The sequence below is a fragment of the Streptomyces sp. RP5T genome, assembly GCF_003933965.1.
Taxonomy (GTDB): Bacteria; Actinomycetota; Actinomycetes; order Streptomycetales; family Streptomycetaceae; genus Streptomyces.
Window position 1 is genome coordinate 1 of sequence record NZ_RSAJ01000578.1, and the last position, 5,197, is coordinate 5,197.

A 5,197-nucleotide genomic window follows, 5' to 3' on the forward strand; every position below is an offset into this window, starting at 1 on the left:
CACCGGTCCGGGGCCCCGGCCGCCCCCCGGCGATGTTCGCGACATCACGCTGTGATCGGCTTGATGTATTCGGAGACGGACTGGGGTGCCCCGGCCGACCGGTGTAGCTTGGGACGGAGCCAGACGTCGCTGCTGATGGCGGTCGGGCGGTCCCACCGCGGACCGACCGAGGGAGAGAGGGCCTCCGACGGACTGCGCTGCGCGCACCGGGCATGCCTGTGTCCTCTTCGGACACCCCTGTGTCCGCCGCCGCGCAGACCAGCCGTACCCACCTCGCCCCAACCCCGAGGAGCAGCTCGAATGACGACTGTCGAAAACCGACAGGACTTCAAGGTCGCCGACCTCTCCCTGGCCGCCTTCGGCCGCAAGGAGATCACCCTCGCCGAGCACGAGATGCCCGGCCTGATGGCGATTCGCAAGGAGTACGCCGAGACGCAGCCGCTCGCCGGCGCCCGCGTCACCGGCTCCCTGCACATGACCGTGCAGACCGCCGTCCTGATCGAGACCCTCGTCGCCCTGGGCGCCGAGGTCCGCTGGGCCTCCTGCAACATCTTCTCCACCCAGGACCACGCGGCCGCCGCCATCGCCGTCGGCCCGAACGGCACCGTGGACAACCCCCAGGGCGTCCCGGTCTTCGCCTGGAAGGGCGAGACCCTGGAGGAGTACTGGTGGTGCACGGAGCAGGCTCTGACCTGGCCGAACACCCCCACCGGCGGCCCGAACATGATCCTGGACGACGGCGGCGACGCCACCCTCCTCGTCCACAAGGGCGTCGAGTACGAGAAGGCCGGCAAGGTCCCCTCGGTCGACACCGCCGAGAACGAGGAGCACCGGGTCATCCTGGAACTCCTGAACCGCACCATCACCGACGGCTCCCAGAAGTGGACCCAGCTCGCCTCGGAGATCCGCGGCGTGACCGAGGAGACCACGACCGGCGTCCACCGTCTCTACGAGATGCACCGTGACGGCACCCTGCTGTTCCCGGCGATCAACGTGAACGACGCCGTCACCAAGTCGAAGTTCGACAACAAGTACGGTTGCCGCCACTCCCTGATCGACGGCATCAACCGCGCCACCGACGTCCTCATCGGCGGCAAGACCGCGGTCGTCTGCGGCTACGGCGACGTCGGCAAGGGCTGCGCCGAGTCCCTGCGCGGCCAGGGCGCCCGCGTCATCGTCACCGAGATCGACCCGATCTGCGCCCTGCAGGCGGCGATGGACGGCTACCAGGTCACGACGCTGGACGAGGTCATCGACAAGGCCGACATCTTCGTCACCACGACCGGCAACAAGGACATCATCATGGCCTCGGACATGGCCAAGATGAAGCACCAGGCGATCGTCGGCAACATCGGCCACTTCGACAACGAGATCGACATGGCCGGCCTCGCCCAGATCCCCGGCATCGTCAAGGACGAGGTCAAGCCGCAGGTCCACACCTGGACGTTCCCCGACGGCAAGGTGATCATCGTCTTGTCCGAGGGCCGCCTGCTGAACCTGGGCAACGCCACCGGCCACCCGTCGTTCGTGATGTCCAACTCCTTCGCGGACCAGACCCTGGCCCAGATCGAGCTGTTCACCAAGCCCGACGAGTACCCGACCGACGTCTACGTGCTGCCCAAGCACCTCGACGAGAAGGTCGCCCGCCTCCACCTGGACGCGCTCGGCGTCAAGCTGACCCAGCTGCGCCCGGAGCAGGCGTCGTACATCGGCGTCGAGGTCGACGGCCCGTACAAGCCGGACCACTACCGCTACTGAGCCGTACGGCACAGCAGCAGTCCTCCGAGGCAGGCCCCCGCACCCCCGTGTCGGGGGCCTGCCCCTTTGGCCTTGTGACCCTCCTTCGGCCCCGCTCCCTCGCCCGTGCGACCGTCAGGCGGGACAGCCCGTCAGAACCCAGGACACCCATGCCCCGCGGCCGTTATTCGCTCCACGATCCGCACGATCACACCCCCCTCGCGGAAGAACACTTCCAATGCGCCCCCGGCCCGTCCGGCTGGCGCTACGTCTCTCAACTGACCACCCCCGCGGGCGATCACAGCGGCTCGGTCGACCTCACCCTCGACGAACTCGGCCGCCCCATCCGTCTCGAACTGCACGCCGACAGCTGGCAGGTGCGCGGCGCGGCGCTCGACGGCGTCACCTGGGTCCGTACGGACCCCACCGGGACCCACGCCACGGAAGGCAATGTCCCCGCCCACGCCTTCACCGGCGCCTCCCCGGCGTTCCTCGTCGCCACCACCCGTCTCCTGCGCCTCACCCCCTCCGCATCGGCAACTCGCGTACGCCTGCTGGCCTTCACGGACCCCGTCCTCGCCCCGCGCACCGTGGACCAGTCCTGGACCTTGCTGAAAAGAGAAGCACACGCCACTGACAACGGCCCGCTGACCGTGGAGGAATACCAGGTCACAGCCCTGGACACGGGCGAGCAGCACACCGTGCACATCGCTGGGGACGTGGTCCTCGCAGCACCTGGGATCGAGCTGGAGGACCTCGAATCACCGCCGTCGACGTTCCCTGAAACACCGCTCGACTGAACCGACGTCCGCGCAGTCCACTCCGCCGCCGGACACAGGCGGAGTCGCAGGCCCCCGCGGGATCACGCCGGCGGCACGAACCCGGAAGCGGGCCTGCCCTCCGACGGCACGGCGGGAGGACGTCCGTCGGACGACTCCTCGACCGCGGTGCCGGACCGGTCCACGCCGGGAGCCGCCTCGACGCCGTACGACACAGGCGGCGGAGGGAAGGAAGGACCGGCGGGCCGCACCTCCGGATACGGGTAGCCGCCCGGCACCCCGCCCACGGGACCGGGCACCACGGCAGCAGACGTCCCGGCCCCTGCCGTGCCGCTGCCGAAGGCCCGCCGCGACTCGCGGGCCTGCCGTTCCTGCACCACCGCCGCCAGATACGCGCCCGGCGGCACGTCCTTCGGCGCCGGAGCCCCCGTACGCGCCGCGAGGTCGGAGGCGAGCCGCTCCGCCATCGCCCAGCCGACCTGCGGATCGAGTTGGTGCATCCGCGTCAGGTACTGACGGATGGCGAGCCACAGGCCATCGGGAACCGCCGACAGGTCGAGTCCGGAGAACCGGCCGGCCAGCCAGGGCGGAGGCGGCGGCACGAATCCGCTGGGCGCCACGGGAATCCGCTCCCGCACGACCAGCGTCCCCGCGAACACGTCACCGAGCCGACGCCCACGCGCCGAGACGAGCGAGGCGATACAGGCCACCACCCCGAACGTCATCAGGATCTCGACCACACCGATCGCACCCCGCACCAGCGCATGCCGGAACCGGATGGGCCCGCCGTCGTCCCGCACCACGCGCAGTCCCACGGCCAGCTTCCCGAGCGACCGCCCGTGGCTGAGCGTCTCGACCGCGATCGGGCCGCCCACCAGAACGAGCAGAAAGACGGCGATCGAGAGCGCCATCTGGGCCGCGTCGTCCAGGGACGCCGAGGCCGCCACCACCGCGATCGTCGCGGCGATGTACACCGCCACGACCACCATCAGGTCGATCAGCACGGCCAACGCCCTGCTGGGCAGCCTCGCGGGGCGCAACTCCAGCGCCACCGCCTCGCCCGTCACCAGCTCACTCACGCCCGCCGCCCTTCCCTGACCTGCCTCGTGAACAGCCAGTCTGCCAAGCTGAGGGCGCGTCGTGCCGCAGTACGACAAGCTGACATCCACGACGGACCGCCGACGATCAGTTGAGGAGCAGGCGAACCGATGGACCTCGACGTCTTCGTCACCGCCCACCGAGCCGAGTGGGACCGTCTCGACGCACTGCTCCGGCGCCAGCGCCGCCTCAACGGCGCCGAGACGGACGAACTCGTCGCGCTCTACCAGCGCACCGCCACTCACCTCTCCCTGATCCAGTCCAGCGCCCCCGACCCACAGCTCACCGGCCGGCTCAGCCAACTCGTGGCACGCGCGCGTAGCGCCGTCACAGGAACCCGCCGCGCCTCTTGGCGCGACGTCACCCGCTTCCTCGCATACGGCTTCCCCGCCGCCGTCTACCGCTCGCGTCACTGGTGGGTGCCCACCGCGTTGCTGTCCACCGCCGTCGCAGCCCTCCTGGGCTGGTGGATCGGCACCCACCCCGAGGTGCAGTCCTCCATCGCGGCCCCTACCGAACTCCGCGAGCTCACCCGCCCCGGCGGCCAGTACGAGACGTACTACTCGAGCCACCCCGCGGCGTCCTTCGCAGCCCAGGTCTGGACGAACAACGCCCAGGCCGCTGCCACGTGCCTGGTCCTGGGCATCTTCCTGGGTCTCCCGGTCCTCTGGATCCTCTTCCAGAACATGCTCAACCTCGGCGTCGGCGTAGGCCTGATGTCCTCGGCAGGCCGCCTGGACACCTTCCTGGGCCTCGTCCTCCCGCACGGCCTTCTCGAACTCACCGCGGTCTTCGTCGCCGCCGGCACGGGTCTGCGTCTCGGGTGGACGCTGATCGACCCGGGCCCCCGCTCCCGACGCACCGCACTGGCGGAGGAGGGCCGGGCCGCCGTGGGCATGGCCATAGGCCTCGCCTTGGTCCTGTTCGTTTCCGGCGCCATAGAAGGCTTCGTCACGCCCTCGGGCCTGCCCACCTGGGCCCGCATAGCCATTGGGATCATCGCCGAGCTGGCCTTCCTCGCCTACGTCTTCGTCCTGGGCGGAAGGGCCGCGCGTGCGGGGGACACGGGGGACGTCGAGGCCGCCGAACGCAGCTCCACGGTCCCCACTGCCGCCTGATTTCCGGCGGGCCGTGCTGAGCTGCTACTGTCTTCTTCGCCCCGCAGGAGCCGTTGACACGGACGATGTGGGGAGGTAGATTCGAACAGTTGCCTGGAGCCGGGTTCATCCCGCTCGGCAGCAGTGAGTGTCTGTCAGCTTCTGGAAATCCCGATTTCCATGAAGCACCTTCCCGATAAATCGGAAACAGATGGCCGGTCAGTCCGGCCCGAAACTTCTGATAATGTTGGGACCGCCGGAAAGGGAAACGCGAGAGCGGGAACCTGGAAAGCACCGAGGAAATCGGAACCGGAAACGGTCTGATAGAGTCGGAAACGCAAGACCGAAGGGAAAAGCCCGGAGGAAAGCCCGAGAGGGTGAGTACAAAGGAAGCGTCCGTTCCTTGAGAACTCAACAGCGTGCCAAAAATCAACGCCAGATATGTTGATACCCCGTCTCCAGCATCAGCTGGGACGAGGTTCCTTT

4 protein-coding genes are annotated in these 5,197 nt (G+C 69.0%); 3 read left to right on the forward strand and 1 reads right to left on the reverse strand.

Annotated elements, in window-relative coordinates; genetic code table 11:
* The first annotated feature begins 300 nt into the window (after positions 1–300).
* Complete coding sequence (gene ahcY / locus EHS43_RS36710; protein WP_125194928.1) at positions 301–1,758, forward strand: adenosylhomocysteinase; 1,458 nt, start codon at positions 301–303, stop codon at positions 1,756–1,758.
* Between the two features lie 149 nt (positions 1,759–1,907).
* Positions 1,908–2,537: a hypothetical protein gene (locus EHS43_RS36715; protein ID WP_125194931.1), complete on the forward strand. Its 630-nt coding sequence runs from the start codon at positions 1,908–1,910 to the stop codon at positions 2,535–2,537.
* Positions 2,538–2,599: 62 nt separating this feature from the next.
* Here EHS43_RS36715 and EHS43_RS36720 read toward each other — a convergent pair whose 3' ends face one another.
* Positions 2,600–3,595, reverse strand: coding sequence for an RDD family protein (locus EHS43_RS36720; RefSeq protein ID WP_125194934.1), 996 nt, complete (start codon positions 3,593–3,595; stop codon positions 2,600–2,602).
* A 129-nt stretch (positions 3,596–3,724) separates the two neighbouring features.
* Between EHS43_RS36720 and EHS43_RS36725 the strand changes: the two genes are divergently transcribed.
* On the forward strand, positions 3,725–4,732 hold the full coding sequence (locus EHS43_RS36725; protein ID WP_125194936.1) for a stage II sporulation protein M: 1,008 nt from the start codon (positions 3,725–3,727) through the stop codon (positions 4,730–4,732).
* Positions 4,733–5,197: the final 465 nt, after the last annotated feature.